Genomic DNA, 21,439 nt, shown 5'->3' with positions numbered 1-21,439 from the left:
GGGAAAGAACGGTCGCAGCCGCGCCATCTGTTCGTCGGTCAGCCAAAATAGATTGCTCATGATACCCCCTGAAAGTTTGGGGATTTGAAGCATGCGACCAATGCGATCTCAAGCCGATTAATGGGTCCTGAGCCTAGCGCGGAACCGCCGCCACAGGATTTGCTGGATACGGGCAGTGAAGCCCCGGTGATCCGCTTGGTGAACCATTTCCTGCGTCGTGCGGTAGAGGCCCGCGCCTCGGACCTGCATGTCGAACCGCATGAAAATGGGTTGCGGGCGCGTATTCGGATTGATGGATTCCTGCAAACGATTTTTGATCGCCCGCAAGCCCCGGCAAAACGGGTGATTTCCCGCCTGAAGGTGATGGCCGGGATGGATATTTCGGAAACCCGCCTGCCGCAGGACGGGCATATCGCGTTGCGTTATGGCGGGCGTTCCATTGATATTCGCGTGTCGACCCTACCGGGGAATTACGGCGAACGGGTGGTGATGCGGGTGCTGGATAAAACCGCAGGCCTGATGCCGCTGGCCGATCTGGGGCTGCGCCCACCGCAGGTTGCCCAGCTAGAGGCATTGAGCGCTGCCGCCAACGGGATCGTGCTGGCGACCGGGCCAACCGGGTCCGGTAAAACAACCACGCTGTATTCCCTGTTGAAGCTGGCCAATACGACTGAACGCAATATCCTGACCGTCGAAGACCCGATCGAATACGATCTTCCGGGGGTGAACCAAAGCCAGATTCACGCTGAGATCGGCCTGACCTTTGCCGCCGGGTTGCGAGCCAGCCTGCGGCAAGACCCGGATATTATTCTTGTGGGGGAAATCCGCGATCTGGAAACCGCCAGCACCGCCGCCCAGGCCGCGCTGACCGGGCATCTGGTGTTTTCGTCGCTGCACGCCAATTCGTCGGTTGCGGCGATTATCCGGCTGCGTGATCTGGGGGTCGAGGATTACCTGATCGCTGCTACGGTTCGGGCCATCATCGCGCAGCGGTTGCTGCGTCGGCTTTGTGACGCTTGCAAGTCCACTCGCGCCCCGAATGAACAGGAACGGGCGCTGTTTCAGGCCACGACCCTACCAATCCCGGCGCATGTCTGGCAGGCCAACGGATGCCCGGCGTGCAATGGAGCTGGGCATAAGGGCCGCGCCGGTATTTATGAAATCGTGACGATGGACGATGGTTTGCGCGGTGCGATTGATGCCGGGGCATCTGAGCAGGCGCTAAAAGTACAGGCATTGACGCCAGACCGCACCCTGCTGGGCGAGGCGATGCAACTGGTGGCCCAAGGCATCACCGACAGCGCCGAGGTTGTCCGCGTCGTGGGGACGGAGCTGTGACCGCCTTTCGCTATACCGCTTATACCGCGTCGGGAAAGCGGCGGCGGGGAACGCTGGTGGCCGATACCCGTGCGCAGGCCACGGAACAGTTGCGTGGCAAGGGATTGTTCGCAACCGAGCTGGAAACCAGTACCACGGCACCGCGCCAATCCCGTCCGTTGCTGCGCCGTCGGGCGACCCTGTCACCGGATGAACGCACGGTGTTCACCCGGCAATTGGCGGTGCTGCTGTCCGCAGAGGTGCCGGTGGATGTGGCGCTGGACTCGGTTGGCAATTCTGGCGGGGCGCAGCGGATTGAAACCGTCGCCGTGACTGCGCGTGCCGCCCTGCGCGAAGGCGAAAGCCTGTCAGATGCGTTGGGGCGGGCCGATGCAGGATTTCCGCCTTATTATCTGGCGGCCATTGCTGCCGGGGAAAGCTCGGGCGAACTGGCCCGCGTGGTCGAAGAGTTGGCAAACCATCTGGAAACCGTTTCGGGGGATCAATCGCGTATTCTGACGGCGTTGATCTATCCGGCTTTCGTGGCGGCTGTGTCGCTGTTGGTTTGCGGGATACTTGTCACCAGCGCCGCCCCGCAGATCGTGGCGATGTTTGAAACGACAGGGCGCCCCTTACCGGCGATTTCGGTGGCATTGTTGGCGGCTGCGGATTGGATCAAGGCCTATTGGCTGCCCTGTCTGGTTGCGTTGACTGCTACTGTGATCGGGTTTCGGTTGGCATTGCGCCACGCGGGGTTTCGCGCCCGCCGGGATGCCACTCTGCTGCGCCTGCCGGTGGTGGGGCGGCTGATCCGGTTGTCTGCTGCCCTGCAATATCTGCAAACGCTGGCCTTGGTGATCTCCAGCCGCCAAACCGCGCTGGATGCGGCACGTAGCGCCGCCCGCGTGCTAACCCAGCCCCGGTTCCGGCACGAGGCCGAACAGGTCACAACCGCCATCCAACGGGGCGAAAGCCTAAGCGACGCCCTGCTGCACCTGTCTGTCATCCCGCCGGTGTGCCGTCAGTTGATCAGCGCCGGGGAACGATCAACCCGTGTCGGGGTCATGGCTGAACGGTCCTCGCGGCTGGTGGATAGCTGGCTGGAAAATGACCGCAAGCGGATTGCCGCCTTGTTGGACCCTATCCTGATGATGGTGGTCGGGGGCTTTGTGCTGGTGGTTGTGCTGGCGATCCTGTTGCCGATCTTTGATCTGCAATCTCTGGTGTCGGGCGATTTATAAAACCCGCCGCAGCCCGGCCTGAACTTTGTGTAGCGCAGGCAGATAGCGGGTTATCATTTCTTCGGGCTGATCCTGTGTCACCGCCATGCCGATGTTCAGTGCGGCCACGGTTTTGTTCTGCGCATTCAATAGCGGCACCGCGACAGAGCGCAGACCCAATTCGATTTCCTGTTCTATCAGCACATAGCCATCGGTGCGGGCGGCTGCGATCCGGGTCATGATGTCGTCGGGATCTGTCAGGCTAAAGGGGGTGCGGGGGGACAGGTCCGACGCTTCGACGATTGCGCGGGCTTCGGTTTCAGGCAGGGCTGCCAGCAGCACCCGCCCCATAGAGGTGCAATGCGCAGGCAGGCGTGATCCCGGCATCAACCCGATTGACATGACCCGCTTTTGCGCCGCCCGCGCCAGATACACGATTTCGGCCCCATCCAGAATGGATACCGAACAGCTTTGCCCGGTTTGTTCGGTCAGTTGATCCAGCCACGGCTGCACCACCTGCGCCAGCGGAAGCGAGGTCAGCGCCCCCATGCCCAGCCGCAAGGTGCGCGGGGTCAGGGTGAAATATTTCCCGTCATAATCCGCATAGCCGCTGTGGTGCAGGGTCAGCAGGCAGCGCCGGGCGGTGGCCCGGTCCAGCCCGGTCCGGCCTGCGACTTCGGCGATGGACAGGCGGGGGCTGTCGGCCCCGAAACATTCCAGCACCCGCAGGCCTTTGGCCAGAGAGGCGATAATATCCGTCGATTTGTTCACCATGCGCACACCGCTAGCTGTAATCCGAACAAAGATCAATATGCGCACATTTTCGTTGTCGTCTGCGCCAACGCTGCCCTATGCCTGCGGATGCAAGACAGGCCGCGCCGATCCGTTCGCGCCGCCATACAGGAGGAATTTTGGGAAATGGATAAGACCATTGCCACTTTGGCCGATGCTGTTGCGGATATTCCCAACGGGGCCACGGTGATGATCGGGGGGTTCGGCGGTGCAGGGTCGCCGGTTGAACTGATCCACGCGCTGATCGACCACGGTGCGCGCGATCTGACGATCATCAACAACAATGCCGGGAACGGCCATGTGGGGCTGGCGGCGCTGATCGAACAGAAACAGGTGCGCAAACTGATCTGTTCCTTCCCGCGTTCGGCCGATCCGCGGGCTTTCACCGTGGCGTATAAGGCCGGTGAAATCGAACTGGAACTGGTGCCGCAGGGAACCTTGGGCGAACGTATTCGCGCGGGCGGTGCTGGCATTCCGGCGTTTTATACCCCCACAAGCGTTGGCACCGATCTGGCCGACGGGAAGCCCACTGCGGAATTCGAAGGCCGCCCCTATGTGCAGGAACGCTGGCTCAAAGCGGATTTTGCACTGATCAAGGCTGAACTGGCCGATCCGCATGGGAACCTGACCTATCGCATGGCGGCGCGGAACTTTAACCCGATCATGGCAACGGCGGCGGCTGTCACCATTGCGCAGGCCACCACCATCGCGCCTTTGGGCGGGATTGATCCTGAAAACGTCATCACCCCCGGTATTTTTGTGAACCGTGTGGTGCATGTTCCCAACCCGCAACAAGAAGAGGCCCTGAACCGGGCCGAGGCTGTGTATCCATGACCGATATTGATGCAATCAAACTCAGCAACGCGCAGATCGCATGGCGGGCGGCGCAGGACATTGCGGATGGGGCTTATGTGAACCTTGGGATCGGGTTCCCGGAAATGGTGGCGAAATATCAGCCACCGGGCCGTCAGGCGATTTTCCACACGGAAAACGGTGTGCTGGATTTCGGCGAAGCACCTGCCGCAGGGGATGAAGATTGGGATCTGATCAACGCGGGCAAAAAGGCCGTGACCCTGCGCCCCGGTGCGTCGTTCTTTCACCATGCGGACAGCTTTGCGATGGTGCGCGGTGGGCATCTGGATGTGGCAATTTTGGGGGCCTATCAGGTGGCCCAGAATGGCGATTTGGCGAATTGGTCCACGGGTAAGGGCGGCGTGCCTGCCGTGGGTGGCGCGATGGATCTGGTGCATGGCGCGAAACGCGTTGCGGTGCTGACTGACCATGTCACTAAAACCGGCGAACCCAAGCTGCTGGCCGAATGCAGCCTGCCGCTGACCGGCGTGGGCTGTGTCACGCGGGTCTATACTTCGCTGGCTGTAGTGGATATTGAAGGCGGGAATTTCGTCCTGCGGGAAAAAATTCCGGCAATTTCCTTTGATGAGCTTCAGGCCGTCACGGGTGCCGAATTGAAAACCGATGGTCCCGTTGCCGATCTGATCGTCCCCGAACTGTAAGAGGAACCCATGTCTGACGCATATATCTGCGATTATATCCGCACCCCGATTGGCCGCTTCGGCGGTAGCCTGTCCAAGGTCCGCGCCGATGATCTGGGTGCGATCCCGATCCGCGCCCTGATGGGCCGTCACGATATGGATTGGGCCGCCGTGGACGAAGTGTTTTACGGCTGCGCCAACCAAGCGGGCGAAGACAACCGCAACGTTGCCCGTATGGCGGCGCTGTTGGCCGGGCTGCCCACCGATGTGCCGGGCACCACGATGAACCGCCTGTGCGGATCGGGGATGGATGCGATCATCACCGCCGCGCGCGGGATCAAGGCCGGGGAAATTCATCTGGCGATTGCGGGCGGTGTGGAATCCATGTCGCGTGCGCCGTTCGTCATGCCCAAGGCCGAAAGCGCCTTTTCCCGGTCGAACGCGGTGTATGACACCACGATTGGCTGGCGGTTCGTCAACCCGGTCATGAAAAAGCAGTACGGCATCGATTCCATGCCCGAAACCGCCGAAAACGTGGCCGCAGATTACAACATCAACCGCGCGGATCAGGATGCGTTTGCCCTGCGGTCGCAGGACAAGGCGGCGGCGGCGATTGCCTCGGGGCGGTTGGCCAAGGAAATCACCCCGGTCATCATTCCGCAGCGCAAGGGCGATCCCATCGTTGTGGATACCGACGAACACCCCCGCGCCACCACGATCGAGGCTTTGGGCAAGCTGGCCGCACCGTTCCGCGAAGGCGGCACCGTGACCGCAGGCAACGCGTCGGGCGTGAATGACGGGGCCGCTGCGCTGATCATCGCATCCGAAGAAGCGGTGAAAACCCACGGTCTGCGCCCGCTGGCCCGGATCATGGGCGGCGCAACGGCTGGTGTGCCGCCGCGCATCATGGGCATCGGCCCGGCACCGGCATCGCAAAAGCTGATGAAGCTGCTGGGGCTGGCACAGTCGGATTTCGACGTGATCGAGCTGAACGAGGCGTTCGCCGCTCAAGGTCTGGCGACGCTGCGGGAACTGGGCATCGCGGATGACGATCCCCGCGTGAACCCCAATGGCGGCGCGATTGCACTGGGGCACCCGCTGGGCATGTCCGGTGCGCGTATCACCGGATCGGCGGCGCTGGAGATGCTGGAAAAGGGCGGTAAACGCTCGCTGTCTACCATGTGCATCGGCGTGGGGCAGGGGATTGCCATCGCGCTGGAAGCCTGCTGAGCGATTTCCACAGCAGTATGAAACGGCCCCGCCTGATGTTCAGGCGGGGTTTCTTATTTCAGGTGCCTGCATGTCCCGTGTGGTTGCCCGCCGGGCCATCGAAACGCTACCCGTTGCAAATTTCCTGTAAGCGGACCCAGTCGGCATCGTTCAGGATTGTGGGGACGGGACGGGTGCGCATGGGGTCGGCTTCGATCAATGGCAGGGTAGCTTCGCCCGACACATCCAGCGCATAGGCGTAGGGGGTGGATGACAACTGCGCGGCAGCGAAACCGACCAGCAGGGCGTCGTCGGGAATTGGGCTGCGGGGCTGGGACAGCACGGTTTCAGCATAGGCCGCCAGCGCGTCATCGGGCAGGGTGCCTGTGGTCAGCAGGCGCAGGGTTTCCAGAAAGCCGCCCGCTGACAGCAGTTGTTTCAGCGGATCGTCCTGCCGGGAGCGGACCAGTTCGGCGGTGATGAAACCCGCAGCGACGCCGGGGTCTTCGTAATCCTCGATCAGGCGGCGGCTGATCAGCAGAATGCGCCCCGGCAGCAGCACGGTTTCCGATACGCCCGAACGCATAACGACGATGCGGCTGACATGGGTATCCTGTACCGCAACGCGCCGCGCCAGCGCCCGAAGCGCGGTTTCAGCGGCCGGTGTCTGGCAGGCCTGCCCCGTGACACGTTGCGCATGACCCAGCAACCTGTCGCCCAGTTCACTACGCTTGGCATCGGGAACCACCCGTGCCGCGTGGTTCAGCATGGCCCCCGGCAACCAGAACACAGCCAGCGCCAGTGCCAGCGTTATGACGCCCCCCAGAATATACAGTCGCAGCCGCCCCGGTTTCGGGCGGGTCCGGTTGATCGCCTGTCGCAGTTTTTCAATTGCGTCGATCATCTGGGTTTCGTTGGCGGACAATTCCAGCACTTCGTCCGGGTCGCCATCCGGGTGATAGATCGCAGGCAGATCACCGGGGTTGGCGCGGGCCACGGCGGCCAATGACCAATGGGCCAGCGCCTGTTCTTTTGTGTCCGTGATGACCAGCGTGGCGTCGCCGATGGAAACGATCACCTCGCGCCGCTGCGCCTGCGCGTTGGGGCGCCAAAGACCAGAGGCTTCGATCCGCTGGTATTTCTGAAGTGCTGTCATTTCGGGCTGCCCTGCCTCTGTCCTGTGCATGTTGATAACACGGGCAGGCAGGGGGCGTCCATCCGCCCCCTGATCACATTGGGGCCGGAATTACAGGCCCTTGGCGATGGTGCGCAGTTCAAATTTCTGGATTTTCCCGGTCGAGGTTTTGGGCAATTCCTGAAACACCACCTTTTTCGGTGTTTTGAACCCGGCCAGCCGTTCGCGGGCAAAGGCGATCAGGTCGGCTTCGGTTGTGGCGTGGCCGTCCTTCAGTTCAACAAAGGCACAGGGGACTTCGCCCCATTTTTCGTCCGGTTTGGCCACCACGGCACAAAGCAGCACATCGGGATGGCCCATCAGCACGCCCTCGACCTCAACCGAGGAAATGTTTTCCCCGCCGGAAATGATGATGTCCTTGGCGCGGTCCGCGATCTGGACATAGGTGTCGGGGTGCTGAATGGCGATGTCGCCCGTGTGGAAATACCCACCCTTAAAGGCTTCTTCGGTGGCTTTGGGGTTCTTCAGATAGCCCTTCATCACACCATTCCCGCGCATGACGATTTCGCCCTGGGTTTTGCCATCCATCGGGATCTGGGCCATGTTCTCATCGACCACGGTGATGTGGTCATAAATCGGCATGGCCACGCCCTGACGGGCCTTGATGGCGGCGCGGTCGTCGCCTTGCAGCGGTTCCCACTCTTCCTTCCATGTGCATTCGGTGGCGGGGCCGTATACTTCGGTCAGGCCGTAAACCTGTGTGACGTTGAACCCCATCGGTTCAATTTTCGCCAATGTCGCCGGGGCGGGGGGGGCGCCAGCGGTGAACACCTCGACGATATGATCAAAGTCGCGGCGGTCGCTTTCCGGGGCGTTGACCAGCGTGTTCAACACGATGGGCGCACCGCCGAAATGGGTGGCGCCTTCGTCCGCGATGGCATCGAAAATCGCCTTGGCGGTGATGTCGCGGCAGCAAATGACCGTGCCGCCATAGGAGGGCATCAGCCATGTGTGGCACCAACCGTTGCAATGAAACAGCGGCACGATGGTCAGGTATTTGGGATAAAGCTGCAACCGCCAGCTAATCGCCTGTCCCATCGCGTTCAGATAGGCCCCGCGATGGTGATAGACCACGCCCTTGGGCCGCCCGGTGGTGCCTGAGGTATAGTTCAGCGCCAGACTTTCCCATTCGTCTTCGGGCATGATCCACTGGAAATCGGGGTCGCCAGTGGCCAGCAACGCCTCGTATTCCATGTAATGACCGTGGGCGTGAACCCCGGCCTGATCGTCGGCCACCTCGATTACGATGGGGGCTGGGCCTGTCATGTCGTCAATCGCCTGCGCCACCACCGGCAGGAATTGCGGGTCCACCAGAACGACCTTAGCCTGCCCGTGATCCAGAATATAGGAAATCGTATCGGCTTCGACCCGCGTGTTCAGCGTGTTCAGTACTGCGCCACAGGCAGGAACGCCAAAATGCGCTTCGGCCTGAGCGGGCAGGTTAGGCAGCACGGTGGCCACCACATCGCCGGGCTGCACCCCCAGTTTCACCAGCGCCGAGGCCAGCCGCGTCACCCGTTCGTGATATTCGACATAGGTTTTGCGATGGCTGCCATAGACCACGGCCATGCGGTCGGGGAACACGGATTTGGCCCGCTCCAGCCATGACAGCGGCGTCAGCGGTACATAATTCGCCGCATTCTTTCCCAACCCGGTTTCGTCTGCCATCCAACCCATGTGGGCCTCCTGTTCGGTGTTCATTCAGTGGGCGGCATAGTGGTGCGAAATCGGCGATAAGGAAAGGCCCGCAATGCGGAATTTCGCCGTGATCAGGGGCTTTTCCCCGGTCCGGCAATCGGCTAGCGTCCGGCTATGATTTTATCCCGTGGCCGTCGTTACATTTTCATCCACATCCCCAAAACCGGCGGCACTTCGATGGCGCTGGCGCTGGAAGACCGGGCGATGAAGGATGACATCATGTTGGGGGACACGCCCAAGGCCCGCCGCCGCCGGTCGCGGGTGCAAGGGATGCAAACAGCAGGGCGGTTGTGGAAACATTCCACGCTGGCGGATATCGACGGGTTGATCACACCCGATGAAATTCCCGACCTTTTCACCTTCACGCTGGTGCGCAACCCGTGGGATCGGATCGTCAGCTATTATCACTGGCTGCGCGACCGTAGTTTTGACCACCCGGCGGTTCGCCTGTCCCAAAGCCTCAGCTTTACCGATTTCCTGAACCACGCCCATACCCGGCTGTCGCTCAGCGCCGCCCCTTTTGCCTTTTACATGACGGATATTCGCGGGCAGGAACGATGCAACGCCTATATCAGGCTGGAACATTTCGCCAAAGATGCGGCCCCGCTTTGGGATCATCTGGGGTTTGAGCTGACGCTGGGCCATGAAAACCGTTCCAACCGGGTGGATTATCAACGCTATTATTCAGACGCTGACCGCGCCTTGGTGGCCGATTTATGCGCCGCTGACATTGCGCGTTTCGGCTATAGCTTCGACTGATCGGCTTCTGTCTGGTCTGAAATACTCCGGGGGTTTGGGGCAGCGCCCCCATCTGCGCTGGCCATGAAAAAACGCGCCCCCGGTGGGGACGCGCTTATTACATTGACCAATAGGCTTACGCTGCGGTTTTGGCGTCCGGGTTGAACCGGCCATAGAAGCTTTGGCCCTTTGCTGCCATATCGCGCAGCAGCTCGGGGCATTTGAACCGCTCGCCATAGGCGGCTTCCAGTTCGTCACAGCGTTCGGCGGCGTATTCAGCCCCCAGCATGTCCAGCCAGCTATAGGGGCCGCCGGTCCAAGGCGCGAAGCCCCATGCCAGAATGGCACCTACGTCGCCTTCGCGGATGTCCTCGACCACGCCTTCTTCCAATGCGCGGACGGCTTCCAGAACTTGCGCGAACATCAGGCGGTCTTTCACATCCTGAAGCGCGGGCAATTCGGCTGCGGCCGGGAATTTTTCAGTGATCCCCTGCCAATAGCCCAGCCGCTTGCCGTTCTCGTCATAGTCAAAGAACCCGGCCTTGGATTTCCGGCCCAGACGGCCCAGCTCTTCCATCCAGAAAATCAGATCGTCCGACGGGCTGTCGGGATAGGCATCGCCCATCGCCGCCTTGGTCGCACGGGCGATTTTCGCACCCAAGTCGATCGAGGTTTCATCGGTCAACTGGATCGGACCCACCGGGAAGCCAAGCTGCTGCGCGGCGTGATCCACCATTGCCGCTGGGGTGCCTTCGGTCACAATGCGCATGGCTTCGTTCATGTAGGGGATGATGCAGCGGTTGCAGTAGAAGAACCGCGCATCATTGACCACGATGGGCGTTTTGCGGATCTGGCGGACGTAATCCAGTGCCTTGGCCACGGCCCGGTCGCCGGTTTTCTGGCCTTTGATAATTTCCACCAGCAGCATTTTTTCAACCGGGCTGAAGAAGTGGATACCGATGAATTGTTCGGGACGCACGGATGCCTGTGCTAGCCCGGTGATCGGCAGGGTCGAGGTGTTGGAGGCAAAGATGCAATCTTCGGGGATGATCGCCTCGACCTTCTTGGTCATCTCGGCTTTGACGCCCGGATCTTCGAACACGGCTTCGATGATCAGATCGCAGCCTGCCAGTTGGTCCAGATCGGGGGTCGCGGTGATCAGATTCAGCAGCGCCTCTTTCTTTTCGGGGGTTGCTTTACCGCGTTTGATCCCCTTGTCCATGAAGCTGGCCGAGTAGGATTTGCCCCGATCTGCGGCTTCCTGATCCCGGTCGATCAGCACGACCTGCATCCCCGCCTGAGCCGACACCAGCGCGATGCCCGCGCCCATCATGCCAGCCCCCAGAACGCCAACCTTTTTCACGGATTGGTCGGGAATGTTCTTGGGCCGCACTGCGCCTTTTTCCAGCGCCTCCTTGTTCAGGAACAGAGACCGGATCATCGCAGCCGAGGACGGGTTCATAAGGATATGGGTGAACCAGCGGGCTTCGATTTTCAGGGCGGTGTCAAACGGCATCATCGCGCCTTCGTAAACCGCGCTCAGCAGGGCCTTGGGCGCGGGGAAGGCGCCGTTGGTGTTGGCGTTCACCATCGCCGAGGCACCCACAAAGGTCTGGAACCCCATTGGATGATAGGGTGCGCCGCCCGGCATTTTATAACCCTTGGCGTCCCACGGTTTCACCAGATCGGCGTCTTTGGCGTTCAGCACCCAGTCCCGCGCGGCGGCAATCGGGTCTTCTACCACTTCGTCGATGATGCCCGCGCCCTTGGCTTTTTTCGGGTTCACCAACTGGCCCTGCAACAGGAAGGGGCTGGCCGCCATCGCGCCCATCTTGCGCACCAGACGGGTGGTGCCGCCCGCGCCGGGGAAAATGCCAACCATGATTTCCGGCAGGCCGATCTTGGCCTTTGCGTTGTCAGCGGCAAAGATGCGGTGCGTTGCCAGCGGCAGTTCCAACCCGATGCCAACGGCGGTGCCGGGCAGGGCGGCGGCGATGGGTTTGCCACCTTTCTTGGTTTTGAAATCCATCCCGGCCAGTTCGATTTTGCGCAGTAGGGCGTGCATCTGCATGATGCCCTCGAACAGGCCGCGTGCGGGTTCGTCGCCTGCGTCTTCCTTCATCTTGGCCAGCACGTTCAGGTCCATGCCACCGGCAAAGTCCTTTTTGGCGCTGGTGATGACGATGCCTTTTACGGCCTCGTCGGCCAATGCGTCGTCGATCAGGTCACTTAGAACGATCAGAGCTTCGCCGCTCATGACGTTCATGGATTTGCCGGGGCAATCCCAGGTGATAGTTGCGACGCCTTCGGCGTCTTTGGTCATGGTGAAATCGGTCATTTGTTTCTGCCTCCGTCAGGCAATTCGGTGTTCGGTGGGGCGGCGGATCAGTCGGTGATGAACCGGCCTTTGTCGATCTCTGCCCGCCCAAGCGTCCAGTTGATATGTCCAAGCGTGCTGCGGATTTCAGCGATGCGCCATGCCCCGTCACAGGGGCGCAGCACGAATTGCGAATTGAAGGGTTCCACCACCCGCTGCGCATGGCGCAGGATATGGGTGCAGAAGGTCACTTCGACCCAATCATCCTCTAGCGGTAGCACCTGCATTTCCTCTCGGAAAATGTCGGTGACGGCGTGGGTTTTCAGGATATCGCAATACAGTTTGAAATCCGCCTCCAGCGCCGCATCGTCCGCCAGTGTATACGCCTGACCCTTGCGGGGTTCGATCCGCACCGGCAGGCAAAAAGCCGTCCGGTACAGGGCGAAATCCCGGCCCAGCAGGGCATCGGTCAGCGTATTGCTCAGCGTGGCGAATGCGGCGCGGGGCATGGTCAGACCCGTTCGATGATCGTGGCTGCACCCATGCCGGATGCAATGCACAGGGTTGCCAGACCGACCTGTTTGTCCTGGCGTTCCAGTTCATCCAACAGCGTGCCGATGATGATCGCGCCGGTTGCACCCAGCGGGTGGCCCATCGCTATTGAACCGCCATTGACGTTGATCTTGTCCATGTCCACGTCAAACGCCTGCTGGAACCGCAGCACGACCGAGGCAAAGGCTTCGTTCACCTCGAACAGGTCGATGTCACCGATGGACATGCCGCTGTCAGCCAGAATTTTCTGCGTGGCAGGCACCGGGCCGGTCAGCATGATGGTGGGTTCCGTACCGATCTTGCAGGTCTGACGGATGCGCGCGCGGGGTTTCAGCCCGTATTTTTTACCAAATTCCGCGTTCCCGATCAGCACACCTGCCGAACCGTCCACGATCCCGGACGAATTGCCCGCGTGGTGAATGTGATTGATCCGTTCCAGATGCGGGTATTTCAGCATCGCCACCTTGTCGAAACCGGGCATCACTTCGCCCATGTCCTTGAACGATGCTTTCAGCGCGCCCAAGGTCTGCATGTCGGTGCCGGGGCGGATGAATTCGTCATGGTCCAGAATGGTCAATCCGTTCACATCCGTCACCGGAATGATGGATTTGGCGAAACGGTTGTCATCCCACGCGGCCTTGGCGCGTTTTTGCGATTCCACGGCCAGCGCATCCGCCTGATCACGGGTGAACCCGTATTCTGTGGCGATGATGTCGGCGGAAATGCCCTGTGGTACGAAATAGCGTTCCATTGCCACAGATGGGTCCACGGCGACGGCGGCACCATCGCTGCCCATCGGCACGCGGCTCATCATTTCGACGCCACCAGCGATATAGGCCTCGCCCGCGCCACCCTTGATCTGGTTGGCGGCCAGATTAACCGCTTCCATACCCGAGGCACAGAAGCGGTTGATCGACAGGCCGGGGATGGTTTCATCCAGATCCGAAGCCAATACCGCCGTCCGCGCCAGACAGGCGCCTTGCTCCATCACCTGCGTGACGTTGCCCCAGATCACGTCCTCGACCGCGTGGCCGTCCAGCCCGTTGCGGGCTTTCAGCGCGTTCAGAACGGTCGCGGACATCCGCACCGAGGTTACCTCGTGCAGCGACCCGTCCGGGCGGCCCTTGCCGCGCGGGGTGCGCACGGCGTCATAGATATAGGCTTCGGTCATTGTTGCCTTCCTCTTTAGTTAGGCCCGATCCGCAGGGGAGCCGGGCATCAGATCATAGGGGGGTTTCCAGCCGGGCAGGGCGCTGATATTGCCCAGCCAGCGGTCGATATTGGCCCATTCGGCACGGTCAAAGCCGTAGGGTTCGGGGTAGAACAGATACCCGCAGCAGGAAAAATCGGCATTCGTGGGACCATCGCCCACCAGCCAGTCGCGCCCTTCCAATGCGGTGTTCAGCGTTTGCAGCGCGGCTTTCAGGCGGCCTTGGTTGAACGCGTTCACATCGGCGTTACGGTGCTTTTCAGGCAGGAAATTCGTCAGGAACCGGGTCATCCCCGCCTGCGAGGACATCTTGTGATTGTCCCAGAACATCCAGCGCATCACCTCGCGCGCCTCTTCAGGGGTATTGCCGCCGAATTTGCCGGTCTTTTCGGTGATATACATCTGGATCACGCCCGATTGCGTTAGCGTCAGATCACCATCGACCAGAACCGGGGCTTCGCCCATCACGTTCATTTCGCGGTATTCCGGGCTGCGCGAGGCACCACCGAAGAAGTCCACCCAGACAGGTTCCCAATCCAGACCGGACAGGTGCAGCTGCAGCGCCGCCTTATAGGCGTTTCCGCTTTCGCCAAAACAATACAGTTTCATCGTCATGCTCATCTCCTCCTGATGTCGCGCATGTGGTCTGCGTTGGAGTTTGAGTATTTTTGGCAAGATGAAAAGCCGGGCCTGCCATTGATAACGTTCCGTTAAGGTTAATGGGCGTAATCTAACGCTGCGTTACAGGCTGGAGAGCCGATGGACGTGCAAGGTGAAACCCCGCTTCGGTCCTGGTGCCATCAGGCGCATGGCCGGGGTGGGGCGATCCTCTTGCCTTTCATCTTGCCAAAAATACTCAACTGCACCGCCCTATCCGTGTTTCCCGCGGCTAAAGGGGGCAGCCCTTTTCCTTTCTAACGTTTGCGGGCGTCCAGATCAGAATTGAACAGGCGCAGGCGGTGGTTGAACGTGTCTTCGTTGATCACGCTGTCGAAGTTTTCAAACAGAAAGGACAGCGCCTCTCCTTCGTCCAGACCGGCGGCTTGGGCGAATTTGCGCAGGCGGCGATAGCCGTCTTCGGTCATCGCGGCGTTAAAGCGGCGGGTCAGGCGAAAGCGTTTGGGCATGTTTCCTCCTTTGGTGATTGGCTGGCACGGTCCCCACCGTGCCAGCCGTTCCCGTGAGCGGGTCTCCTCCGATCCGGGGCGCAGGGCTGCGCTTAGAAGTTGGCCGCGTCCAGTGCCATGACCGTATCGGCGCCGCTGTTGATGCGGGCCAGGTGCATGGCCGTGGCGGGCAGGCGGCGGGCCATGTAGTAGCGGCCCGTTGCGATCTTGGTTTCATAGAAACTGGTATCAGATGCGCCCGCGTCCAGTGCCTCGGTCGCGGCTTTGGCCATTTGCGCCCACATCAGGCCCAGACAGACATGGCCGAACAGGTGCATGAAATCATACGACCCGGACAGCGCGTGGTTGGGATTTTTCATGCCGTTTTGCATGAAATACATGCCAGCGGCCTGCAAATCCTTGGAGGCGGCTTTCAGCGGGTTCAGGAAATCCTGTTTCAGCGCTTCGTTGCCGTCATTGTCCTTGATGAAGTTTTTCACCAGTTCAAAGAAGGCCATGACATGTTTGCCGCCGTCGGCGGCCAGTTTGCGGCCCACCAGATCCAGCGCCTGCACGCCGTTCGCGCCTTCGTAGATCATGGCAATGCGGGCGTCGCGGGTGAACTGGGACATGCCCCATTCTTCGATATAGCCGTGGCCGCCGTAAACCTGTTGCGCCTGTACGGTCATGTCATAGCCCTGATCGGTCAGGAAGCCCTTGATGACCGGGGTCAGCAGGCTGATCAGCCCATCGGCGGCTTTGTCGTTCTGGCGGTGGGATTGGTCGATCATCATCGCCCCCCACAGCATGAAGGCCCGCGCTCCTTCGATAAAGGATTTCTGATCCATCAGGTTGCGGCGGATGTCGGGGTGAACGATCAGCGGATCGGCGGGGCCATCGGGGTTTTCAACGCCGGTGACAGCGCGGCCTTGCAGGCGGTCCTTGGCATAGATCACAGCGTTCTGATAGGCAGCTTCGGCCTGTGCCAGCCCCTGCATCCCAACGCCAAGGCGGGCTTCGTTCATCATGGTGAACATGGCACGCATACCTTTGTGGGCCTCGCCCAGCAGGTAGCCCGTGGCCTCGTCATAGTTCATGACACAGGTCGAGTTGCCGTGGATGCCCATCTTTTCTTCGATTTTGCCACAGGACACACCGTTGCGTGCGCCGGGGGTGCCATCGTCGTTCAGGATGAATTTGGGAACGATGAACAGCGACACGCCCTTGATGCCATCGGGACCGCCGGGGATTTTGGCCAGCACCAGATGGATGATGTTCGAGGACATTTCATGTTCACCGGCCGAGATAAAGATTTTCTGACCCGAGATTTTATAGCTGCCATCGTCCTGCGGAACGGCCTTGGTGCGCATCAGGCCCAGATCGGTGCCGCAATGCGGTTCGGTCAGGTTCATGGTGCCGGTCCATTCGCAGGACACCATTTTCGGCAGATAGGCGGCTTTTTGGTCGTCGGACCCATGCGCCAGAATGGCCGAGGCCGCGCCGTGGGTCAGCCCCTGATACATGGTGAACGCCTGATTGGCCGAGCTGAACATTTCACCAACTGCGGTCCCCATCACATAGGGCAGGCCCTGACCGCCGAAATCCTCGGGCATGTCCAGTGCGGTCCAGCCGCCATCGCGGACCTGATCAAATGCTTCCTGAAATCCGGTCGGGGTGCGGACCACGCCGTTTTCCAGAACGCAGCCTTCGGTATCGCCCACCACGTTCAGCGGTGCCAGCACTTCGGAGGTGATTTTTCCGGCTTCTTCCAGAATGGCGGCGGTGAAATCGGCCTCCAATTCGGAATAGCCCGGAATGTCGGACTGGCTGATTTTCAGCAGGTCGTGCAGGACGAACTGCATATCCTTGGTCGGTGCGGTATAGCTCGGCATGGTCTCTCTCCCATTTGACGCCGGTGTTATTCGGCGGCCTTCTGCTTCACTTTCAGCGAGGCGATCATCTTTTCGCCCCAGCCCATCTGTTCTTTCAGCTCTTCGATGGCCTCGTTCAGCTCATCGCGTTGCTGTTCCATGTCGCGCAGACGGTCCTGCGCCACCTCGAAGGTCCGTTCCAACTGCGTCAGTTGGGCGTCCCCCATGTTGTAGAGATCCAGAAGTTGGCGGATCTCTTCGAGGCTGAAGCCAAAACGCTTGCCGCGCAGGATCAGCTTCAGGCGTCCCCGGTCGCGATGTGTGAACAGCCGTTTCTGGCCGTCGCGGATCGGGAACAGCAGTTCCTTGGCCTCGTAAAAGCGCAACGTGCGCGGAGTCACCTGAAATGCGTCACACATTTCGCGGATCGTCATGGTTTCCTTCGTCACAGACATCTCTTGTCCTCCGAAACTTGAGCGGATGGTCAAGAAAGTGCGGTGCCTTGATTGTGGGTACAACAGGAATTGACGTTGACGTAACTGGTACGTCACGTCACTTCGGTGGTTGACGTAACATCACTTAACGTCAGGTGCGGCGCCGCGAAATTTCCTTTCGTAGCGTCAACCGGAATCCATGAAAAAAGGGCAAGGAAATCCTTGCCCCGTTAACGGATGTTTAGCTTTCACTTGCCCAAAGGGGCAGGGAATCACATGCTGCGTACTGCGGCGGCGGCTTCGTCGCGTGATTTGGCCAGTTCTTCGATCGCTTCGTCCAGTTGGCGGCGCTGTTCTGCCAGTTCCTCTAGCTGGCGGTTCGCGCTTTCGACCCATGCGGCCATCTGGGCTTTGGACCCCTGTTTGTCATAGATCAGCAGCCATTGGCGGATGCCTTCCAGCGAATAGCCCCATTTACGTCCCCGTAAAATCAGCGTCATCCGGGCGATTTCGCGTGGGCCGTAAAAGCGCGAGCGGCCTTCGCGTTCGGGCTGAAGCAGTTCGATATATTCGTAATAACGCAGGGTGCGCGGTGTTACGTCGAACTTGGCGCACATTTCTTTGAAAGTCAGGCGGGGATCGGACATTTGGGTTCGTCTATCGCTTAGGTCTTGGGCAGTTTGCATCAGCAGCATGCACTTGACCAGCCCCTTTCCGCAAGGTCACTTTTGCGGTGCAGCATAATCAGGGTGACAGAAAGCCAGGGGCAAGGACGTAAAACCCATAGGCCAAGACCAGCGCGGGGATGGCGGAAACCACGGTCGCCAGCATGGCAGTCCGGGGGCTAAGGGCGATAGCGGGGAACAGCGCATCGCCATCATTTGAAATCGCGTTCCCGATCAACGCCGCAAAGGGCAGCGCGCCGTTGATATACAGCGTTGTCACCAGAACTTGTGGGCCGCAACCGGGGATGAACCCTACCAGAATACCAATCAGCGGCAACAGCGGGGCTACGGTGGAAAAGGCGTCTTTCAAATCCAATCCGGTAAAGGCGACGGTGTAATCATACGCCAGATATGCGCCGATCACCCAAATGGCGATGAAATTTGTTTCCTCGGCCATGCGGGTTGTGGGGGAATCGTTGTCGTTTGTCATGGCCTCCAGCGGGGATAACGCCCAGATCAGCAGCCCCAGCGCGGTTCCGCTTAGCCCCAGCGTGGACAATAGCGAGGCGGGCAGGCTGTCGAACTGATCTGCGTTCACCAATTGCAGAACCCCAAGGGCGAAGCCGGGCAAGGCCAGTGTCAAATAGGCAAAGTCGCGCTTGCGTGGGGCGCCGATCCGCACAGGCATAGCGCAATGGCTGCTGTGCATCGGGGCCGGGACCAGCCGCAGCGCGTCCACGATCCAGCCAGACAGAATGCCCACGGCAAAGGACAGCGGCAGCACAACAGCGGCCACATCCGGGCGGGTGGCGATCAGCAGAAATGCCGCGTCGCCCATTGTTGCGGTCAGCGTGGCAACAACCGCGCCAAATCCCACGTTACCCGAAGCATAGGCCGCCACAACCACAACCGCGCCGCCACAGCCGGGGGTGGCCCCCAATAGGGCGGACAGCGGAACCTGTGCCATGCGGGCCTTGTTCAGGGCGGTGCCAAGGTTGAAGTTGAACAGCCGCTCTGCCCCGTAAAACAGCATCAATGTGGCCGCGACGAAAACCGCCACCTGATAATAGGCGTCCAGCATCATGTCGCGGGTGATCAGGCCCAGTTCACCGGGGGCCAGCGCCAGCGCCAGCAGCAAAAGTAAAACCGGCAAGCGCCGGGATCGGAATGGACCCAGATAACCGGGCTGAAACGAGGGTGAGGCGGAAGCGTCCAGATGTGTCATGGAATGAATTGCATATGAGAATTAATCTCAATTGCAAGAACTATTTCTTGCACTCGGCCCGATCTGGGCAGATTAGTTAGTCAATGCACAAAAAAGGCCCGGAGGTTCCCTTGGGAGCAGATAAAAAGGCAATTGCCAGTCAGTTCATCGCCGCAATCCCCCATGCACAGGCGTTGGGGATGGAATTCACCCATATCGAAGGTGGCCGGGCCGAAGCGCGGATGCCCTATGATGAACGGTTCGTGGGTGACCCTAAAACCGGGGTTATGCACGGCGGCGCGGTATCGGCGCTGTTGGATACCACTTGCGGCGCGGCGGTGATGAGCCACCCGGCCGCCCCCGGTGGAACGGCAACCATTGACCTGAGAATCGATTATATGCGGGCGGCAACACCGGGGCAGGCGATCCGCACACGGGCGCATTGCTACCGCATCACAAAATCGGTGGCTTTCGTGCGGGCCGAGGCGCTGGACGATGACGAAGACCTGCCGGTGGCAACGGCCACTGGGGCCTTTACCGTGGAAGGAGCCCGCAAATGACCCGCCGCCGTCCCGAACCCGTTCAGGTGATCAAACAACGCCGGGATTCTGCGCTGAGCGCACTGGTGCATGGTGTGCCGTATATTCAATTTCTGGGGATCGAATTCGATCGTCGTGGCGATGAGCTGACTGCGGTCCTGCCCTTTGCGGATAAGCTGATCGGCAATCCGATTTTGCCCGCACTGCACGGCGGCGTGACCGCTGCCTTTCTGGAGGTGACGGCGATTATCGGGCTAAGCTGGGCCTATCTGTGGGATGACATCGAAAGCGGTACGCTGGATGTCGATCAACTGGTGGCGGGGAAATTGCCGCGCTTGCCTAAAACGATTGATTTCACGGTGGATTATCTGCGGTCTGGCCTGCCGCGCGATGCTTATGCGCGGGCGCAGATCAACCGATCCGGGCGGCGCTATGCCAGCGTCCATGTCGAAGCGTGGCAGGACAACCGCCACCGCGCCTTTGCGCAGGGAACCGGGCATTTCCTGATGCCACCTTCGGATGGGTGAAATGTCAGCGGGGGGCGGGGCATCGGTTCCTGTGACACATAGGCGGGTGCTGAAAATCGCGCTTCCCATTGTGCTGTCCAATGCAACGGTTCCGATTTTGGGGGCCGTGGATACCGGCGTTGTGGGGCAGATGGGGCTGGCCGCGCCGATTGGTGCGGTGGGCGTTGGCGCTGTGATCCTGACTGGCGTTTACTGGATTTTCGGGTTCCTTCGGATGGGAACGACGGGTCTGACGTCGCAGGCGCAGGGGGCCGGGCAAACCGGCGAAGTGGCGGCGCTTCTGACCCGTGCGCTGATGATTGCGGCGGCGGCTGGTCTGGCGATTATCGCGCTTCAGGCGGCAATTTTCTGGGTGGCGTTCCAGCTATCCCCCGCCAGCCCCGAGGTGGAAACGCTGGCGCGTGACTATATGCAAATCCGCGTTTTCAGCGCCCCGGCGGCGATTGCGTTATATGGTGTGACGGGCTGGTTGATCGCGCAGGAACGCACGCGGGCGGTGTTGGTGATCCAGCTTTGGATGAATGGCCTGAACATTTTGCTGGACCTGTGGTTCGTGCTGGGATTGGGTTGGGGTGTGCAGGGGGTGGCTACCGCGACCTTCTTGGCGGAGTGGAGCGGTTTGGCGCTGGGTCTGTTCCTGTGCCGGGCAGCGTTTCAGGTTCCGGCATGGCGCGACTGGCCGCGTGTATTTGACCGCGAAAGACTGGTTCATATGATGTCGGTGAACACCGATATTCTGCTGCGCTCGTTAATGTTGCAGGCGATTTTCATCTCTTTTCTGCTGCTGGGGGCGGATTTTGGCGATGCCACGTTGGCGGCCAATCAGGTGTTGCTGCAATTCCTGTATATCACCGCCTACGCGCTGGATGGTTTTGCCTTCGGGGCCGAGGCCTTGGTGGGTCAGGCGTTGGGTGCGCGAAACCGGGCGGCGCTGCGGCGCGGGGCGTTGTTGTCAAGCCTGTGGGGAACCGGCGTGTCGTTGGGGCTGGCTGTGGTGTTTGCGCTGGCGGGCGGGCTGATCATTGACTTGATGACCACTGCGGATGGGGTGCGCGGCGTGGCGCGGGATTATTTGCCCTATATGGTGTTTGCGCCACTGGCCGGGGCCGCCAGTTGGATGCTGGATGGGATTTTCATCGGCGCCACGCGGTCGCGGGACATGCGCAATATGATGGCGGTCAGCTTCGTGATCTATCTGGTTGCGTTGGCGGTGCTGCTGCCGTGGCTGGGCAATCACGGGCTATGGCTGGCCTTGCTGATTTCCTTTGTCGCGCGGGGCGTGACGCTGGGATTGCGCTATCCCGCGCTGGAGGCCGAGGCGGATCGCGCCTGATCGTTTACGGGGCGCGTGG

The 21,439-nt window shown here is 60.5% G+C and carries 21 protein-coding genes; 9 read left to right on the top strand and 12 right to left on the bottom strand.

Going from position 1 to position 21,439, the window contains the following annotated elements; genetic code table 11:
- Positions 1-120: 120 nt before the first annotated feature.
- Together FN828_RS16730 and FN828_RS16725 are read left to right on the top strand one after the other, a co-directional pair.
- Positions 121-1,338 carry a GspE/PulE family protein gene (locus FN828_RS16730; protein ID WP_142494563.1) on the top strand — a complete coding sequence of 406 codons (1,218 nt, stop codon included), beginning with the start codon at positions 121-123 and terminating at the stop codon, positions 1,336-1,338.
- The gene (locus FN828_RS16725; protein ID WP_142494562.1) at positions 1,335-2,558 is read left to right on the top strand and encodes a type II secretion system F family protein; all 1,224 of its coding nucleotides are present in this window, start codon (positions 1,335-1,337) and stop codon (positions 2,556-2,558) included. Before FN828_RS16730 ends, FN828_RS16725 begins: the two co-directional genes overlap by 4 nt.
- On the opposite strand, the gene FN828_RS16720 is transcribed toward FN828_RS16725, so the two are convergent.
- Positions 2,553-3,311 (bottom strand): IclR family transcriptional regulator domain-containing protein, encoded by a 759-nt coding sequence (locus FN828_RS16720; RefSeq protein ID WP_142494561.1) that lies wholly within the window; start codon positions 3,309-3,311, stop codon positions 2,553-2,555. The two genes, FN828_RS16725 and FN828_RS16720, sit on opposite strands and share 6 nt — an antisense overlap.
- A 144-nt stretch (positions 3,312-3,455) precedes the next feature.
- On the opposite strand from FN828_RS16720, the gene FN828_RS16715 reads away from it, so the two are divergent.
- Genes FN828_RS16715 through pcaF form a run of 3 tightly spaced genes read left to right on the top strand, consistent with a single transcriptional unit; the run spans position 3,456 to position 6,052 of the window.
- A complete protein-coding gene (locus FN828_RS16715; RefSeq protein WP_142494560.1) occupies positions 3,456-4,163 on the top strand; it encodes a 3-oxoacid CoA-transferase subunit A in 708 nt (235 codons plus the stop codon).
- Positions 4,160-4,843: a 3-oxoacid CoA-transferase subunit B gene (locus tag FN828_RS16710; RefSeq protein ID WP_142494559.1), complete on the top strand. Its 684-nt coding sequence runs from the start codon at positions 4,160-4,162 to the stop codon at positions 4,841-4,843. Before FN828_RS16715 ends, FN828_RS16710 begins: the two co-directional genes overlap by 4 nt.
- Before the next feature lie 9 nt (positions 4,844-4,852).
- Positions 4,853-6,052 carry a 3-oxoadipyl-CoA thiolase gene (gene pcaF, locus FN828_RS16705; RefSeq protein ID WP_142494558.1) on the top strand — a complete coding sequence of 400 codons (1,200 nt, stop codon included), beginning with the start codon at positions 4,853-4,855 and terminating at the stop codon, positions 6,050-6,052.
- Positions 6,053-6,158: 106 nt separating this feature from the next.
- On the opposite strand, the gene FN828_RS16700 is transcribed toward pcaF, so the two are convergent.
- Both FN828_RS16700 and FN828_RS16695 read right to left on the bottom strand, forming a co-directional pair.
- A complete protein-coding gene (locus tag FN828_RS16700) occupies positions 6,159-7,187 on the bottom strand; it encodes a hypothetical protein (protein ID WP_142494557.1) in 1,029 nt (342 codons plus the stop codon).
- Between the two features lie 90 nt (positions 7,188-7,277).
- Positions 7,278-8,903 (bottom strand): AMP-binding protein, encoded by a 1,626-nt coding sequence (locus FN828_RS16695; RefSeq protein WP_142494556.1) that lies wholly within the window; start codon positions 8,901-8,903, stop codon positions 7,278-7,280.
- Between the two features lie 135 nt (positions 8,904-9,038).
- On the opposite strand from FN828_RS16695, the gene FN828_RS16690 reads away from it, so the two are divergent.
- The gene (locus FN828_RS16690; RefSeq protein WP_142494555.1) at positions 9,039-9,683 is read left to right on the top strand and encodes a sulfotransferase family 2 domain-containing protein; all 645 of its coding nucleotides are present in this window, start codon (positions 9,039-9,041) and stop codon (positions 9,681-9,683) included.
- A gap of 115 nt (positions 9,684-9,798) precedes the next feature.
- Here FN828_RS16690 and FN828_RS16685 read toward each other — a convergent pair whose 3' ends face one another.
- The 9 genes from FN828_RS16685 to FN828_RS16645 all read right to left on the bottom strand — a co-directional run bounded on the left by FN828_RS16685 (position 9,799) and on the right by FN828_RS16645 (position 19,042).
- Complete coding sequence (locus tag FN828_RS16685; RefSeq protein ID WP_142494554.1) at positions 9,799-12,000, bottom strand: 3-hydroxyacyl-CoA dehydrogenase NAD-binding domain-containing protein; 2,202 nt, start codon at positions 11,998-12,000, stop codon at positions 9,799-9,801.
- Between the two features lie 47 nt (positions 12,001-12,047).
- Positions 12,048-12,488, bottom strand: coding sequence for a hypothetical protein (locus FN828_RS16680; protein ID WP_142494553.1), 441 nt, complete (start codon positions 12,486-12,488; stop codon positions 12,048-12,050).
- A gap of 2 nt (positions 12,489-12,490) precedes the next feature.
- Positions 12,491-13,702, bottom strand: a complete 1,212-nt coding sequence (locus FN828_RS16675) for an acetyl-CoA C-acetyltransferase (protein ID WP_142494552.1) — start codon at positions 13,700-13,702, stop codon at positions 12,491-12,493.
- Between the two features lie 18 nt (positions 13,703-13,720).
- Positions 13,721-14,356, bottom strand: a complete 636-nt coding sequence (locus tag FN828_RS16670; RefSeq protein ID WP_142494551.1) for a glutathione S-transferase family protein — start codon at positions 14,354-14,356, stop codon at positions 13,721-13,723.
- A gap of 299 nt (positions 14,357-14,655) precedes the next feature.
- On the bottom strand, positions 14,656-14,868 hold the full coding sequence (locus FN828_RS16665) for a hypothetical protein (RefSeq protein WP_142494550.1): 213 nt from the start codon (positions 14,866-14,868) through the stop codon (positions 14,656-14,658).
- A 92-nt stretch (positions 14,869-14,960) separates the two neighbouring features.
- Positions 14,961-16,739 carry an acyl-CoA dehydrogenase C-terminal domain-containing protein gene (locus FN828_RS16660; RefSeq protein ID WP_142494549.1) on the bottom strand — a complete coding sequence of 593 codons (1,779 nt, stop codon included), beginning with the start codon at positions 16,737-16,739 and terminating at the stop codon, positions 14,961-14,963.
- Positions 16,740-16,765: 26 nt separating this feature from the next.
- Complete coding sequence (locus FN828_RS16655) at positions 16,766-17,173, bottom strand: MerR family transcriptional regulator (RefSeq protein ID WP_408033811.1); 408 nt, start codon at positions 17,171-17,173, stop codon at positions 16,766-16,768.
- Positions 17,174-17,424: 251 nt separating this feature from the next.
- Positions 17,425-17,799, bottom strand: coding sequence for a MerR family transcriptional regulator (locus tag FN828_RS16650; RefSeq protein WP_142494548.1), 375 nt, complete (start codon positions 17,797-17,799; stop codon positions 17,425-17,427).
- Between the two features lie 97 nt (positions 17,800-17,896).
- A complete protein-coding gene (locus tag FN828_RS16645) occupies positions 17,897-19,042 on the bottom strand; it encodes a putative manganese transporter (RefSeq protein ID WP_142494547.1) in 1,146 nt (381 codons plus the stop codon).
- A gap of 110 nt (positions 19,043-19,152) precedes the next feature.
- Between FN828_RS16645 and FN828_RS16640 the strand changes: the two genes are divergently transcribed.
- From FN828_RS16640 to FN828_RS16630, 3 genes are read left to right on the top strand one after another with little or no spacing between them, the layout of a single operon-like run.
- A complete protein-coding gene (locus FN828_RS16640) occupies positions 19,153-19,581 on the top strand; it encodes a PaaI family thioesterase (RefSeq protein WP_235891514.1) in 429 nt (142 codons plus the stop codon).
- Positions 19,578-20,087 carry a PaaI family thioesterase gene (locus tag FN828_RS16635; RefSeq protein ID WP_142494545.1) on the top strand — a complete coding sequence of 170 codons (510 nt, stop codon included), beginning with the start codon at positions 19,578-19,580 and terminating at the stop codon, positions 20,085-20,087. The genes FN828_RS16640 and FN828_RS16635 overlap by 4 nt, the downstream gene beginning before the upstream one ends.
- Position 20,088: 1 nt before the next feature.
- Complete coding sequence (locus tag FN828_RS16630) at positions 20,089-21,420, top strand: MATE family efflux transporter (protein ID WP_185959071.1); 1,332 nt, start codon at positions 20,089-20,091, stop codon at positions 21,418-21,420.
- Positions 21,421-21,439: the final 19 nt, after the last annotated feature.

Origin of the sequence: Thalassovita litoralis (assembly GCF_900182725.1) — a bacterium.
Taxonomy (GTDB): domain Bacteria; phylum Pseudomonadota; class Alphaproteobacteria; order Rhodobacterales; family Rhodobacteraceae; genus Thalassobius; species Thalassobius litoralis.
The sequence above is the reverse complement of the archived record's forward strand: the minus strand, read 5'-3'. Positions and strand labels throughout refer to the sequence as shown.

Coding starts and splice junctions, on each gene's coding strand:
- FN828_RS16675 (WP_142494552.1), bottom strand. CDS start 13,702: ATGACCGAAGCCTATATCTATGACGCCGTGCGCACCCCGCGCGGCAAG.
- FN828_RS16715 (WP_142494560.1), top strand. CDS start 3,456: ATGGATAAGACCATTGCCACTTTGGCCGATGCTGTTGCGGATATTCCC.
- FN828_RS16645 (WP_142494547.1), bottom strand. CDS start 19,042: ATGACACATCTGGACGCTTCCGCCTCACCCTCGTTTCAGCCCGGTTAT.
- FN828_RS16655 (WP_408033811.1), bottom strand. CDS start 17,173: ATGTCTGTGACGAAGGAAACCATGACGATCCGCGAAATGTGTGACGCA.
- FN828_RS16690 (WP_142494555.1), top strand. CDS start 9,039: ATGATTTTATCCCGTGGCCGTCGTTACATTTTCATCCACATCCCCAAA.
- FN828_RS16720 (WP_142494561.1), bottom strand. CDS start 3,311: ATGGTGAACAAATCGACGGATATTATCGCCTCTCTGGCCAAAGGCCTG.
- FN828_RS16730 (WP_142494563.1), top strand. CDS start 121: ATGGGTCCTGAGCCTAGCGCGGAACCGCCGCCACAGGATTTGCTGGAT.
- FN828_RS16695 (WP_142494556.1), bottom strand. CDS start 8,903: ATGGGTTGGATGGCAGACGAAACCGGGTTGGGAAAGAATGCGGCGAAT.
- pcaF (WP_142494558.1), top strand. CDS start 4,853: ATGTCTGACGCATATATCTGCGATTATATCCGCACCCCGATTGGCCGC.
- FN828_RS16665 (WP_142494550.1), bottom strand. CDS start 14,868: ATGCCCAAACGCTTTCGCCTGACCCGCCGCTTTAACGCCGCGATGACC.
- FN828_RS16650 (WP_142494548.1), bottom strand. CDS start 17,799: ATGTCCGATCCCCGCCTGACTTTCAAAGAAATGTGCGCCAAGTTCGAC.
- FN828_RS16710 (WP_142494559.1), top strand. CDS start 4,160: ATGACCGATATTGATGCAATCAAACTCAGCAACGCGCAGATCGCATGG.
- FN828_RS16635 (WP_142494545.1), top strand. CDS start 19,578: ATGACCCGCCGCCGTCCCGAACCCGTTCAGGTGATCAAACAACGCCGG.
- FN828_RS16700 (WP_142494557.1), bottom strand. CDS start 7,187: ATGACAGCACTTCAGAAATACCAGCGGATCGAAGCCTCTGGTCTTTGG.
- FN828_RS16630 (WP_185959071.1), top strand. CDS start 20,089: ATGTCAGCGGGGGGCGGGGCATCGGTTCCTGTGACACATAGGCGGGTG.
- FN828_RS16680 (WP_142494553.1), bottom strand. CDS start 12,488: ATGCCCCGCGCCGCATTCGCCACGCTGAGCAATACGCTGACCGATGCC.
- FN828_RS16660 (WP_142494549.1), bottom strand. CDS start 16,739: ATGCCGAGCTATACCGCACCGACCAAGGATATGCAGTTCGTCCTGCAC.
- FN828_RS16670 (WP_142494551.1), bottom strand. CDS start 14,356: ATGACGATGAAACTGTATTGTTTTGGCGAAAGCGGAAACGCCTATAAG.
- FN828_RS16685 (WP_142494554.1), bottom strand. CDS start 12,000: ATGACCGATTTCACCATGACCAAAGACGCCGAAGGCGTCGCAACTATC.